Here is a 1,351-nt window from a genome sequence, read left to right as displayed (position 1 = left end):
GGCTACATGGATCCCCCCGTTCGTCAAACATCCGCAAGACATTCTGAGATATGTTATGGACTGCCGCTCTACATTCGGCCTTTATCTGACTCTCGTCATGGCCCTGATGACATTGCGCGGTTGCAGTGCCTTATTCGTTAGAAGGCATCAAATGTGCCCGCCGCATTAACAGGCTCTCTGCAAATGGTCTTAACCTATTCTCATCAGCTGCGTCTGCAATGACCCGGTTGGGGTGTTTCTCTACGTGGCTTGGGTGTTAGGCCGCGTAGTCTTGATACTCGGTTTGGTTGTGTAGTAGTGCCCAGATAATTCGTGCATTCTTAGCGGCGAGTGCGACAATCGCTCGGTTCATGCCTCGCCGTTCAAGAACATGCCGTCCCCACGTACTGAGTCTGTCCTGTTTTTCGCCGATATTAGTGATGGCGGCTCGAGCACCGTGAACAAGTAATGTTCGTAGGTATTTGTCGCCGTGCTTAGTGATCCGTCCAAGTCTGGGTTTTCCACCCGTAGAATATTGCTTAGGAACTAATCCTAGCCAAGCGGCGAAATCCCGCCCCGAATCAAACTGCTCGCCTTTGCCGATAGTGGCGATAATCGCGGTTGCCGTTTGAGGGCCGATACCTCTGACTTTCATGATGCGCATAGCATTCGGGCTGGCTTTAACAACAAGATCGAAGCTTTGCTCTGCTTCATTGATGCGCTGATTAAGCGTTTGTAGATGTTCAAAACAGTCAGCTAAGACAGCTCGCGCAATGTCGGGCAACCCGTTTTCCGCCGCTTCAAGAATGAATGGCACTTCGCGATGAATAGCAGCGCGACCTGTCGGGAAAACAATACCGAATTCGGCCAATAGTGCACGAATTCGGTTGATGAGAGCCGTGCGTTCTCGTACCCAGTGTTCACGCATTCGGTGAATGGACAAGATAGCTTGGCGCTCAGGCGATTTAACGGGGACAAAGCGTGTATTGGGACGCTGAACCGCTTCACAGATAGCGATGGCATCGTTAAGGTCATTTTTGCCTTTGGTACGATACGGTCCCACATATTTCGCCGCCATAATGCGGGCATCATGACCGAGTTTAATGAACTCTCTCGCCCAATAATGCGCACCACTGCAAGCTTCGAGACCTATACGCATAGATGGCATGTTTGCTAATGTAGACAGCAATTTAGCGCGTGATACAGATTTATGAAGAATGACCTTTCCGTGGTCACTAACCGCGTGTAATGAGAAGTGGTGTTTGGCGAGGTCAACACCGCAAAAGAATTGAGAAGACATAGAACCTCCGGTTTTGAAAAAGACACCTAAGTGTGGCAAATCCGCGTGAGGGGGGATCCATGTCATTCGTTA

The 1,351-nt window shown here is 50.1% G+C and carries 1 protein-coding gene; it reads right to left on the bottom strand.

Annotated elements, in window-relative coordinates:
• Window positions 1-256: 256 nt before the first annotated feature.
• Window positions 257-1,279, bottom strand: coding sequence for an IS110 family RNA-guided transposase (locus BCT27_RS22725; protein ID WP_102396866.1), 1,023 nt, complete (start codon window positions 1,277-1,279; stop codon window positions 257-259).
• Between the last annotated feature and the right edge of the window lie 72 nt (window positions 1,280-1,351).

The sequence above is a fragment of the Enterovibrio norvegicus genome (genome assembly GCF_002876705.1).
GTDB classification, from domain to species: Bacteria; Pseudomonadota; Gammaproteobacteria; order Enterobacterales; family Vibrionaceae; genus Enterovibrio; species Enterovibrio norvegicus_B.
This window is presented reverse-complemented; position numbering and strand designations above follow the sequence as displayed.

What these genes read in the sequence shown, in the direction of transcription:
- BCT27_RS22725 (WP_102396866.1), bottom strand. Translation starts at nt 1,279, where the DNA reads ATGTCTTCTCAATTCTTTTGCGGTGTTGACCTCGCCAAACACCACTTC.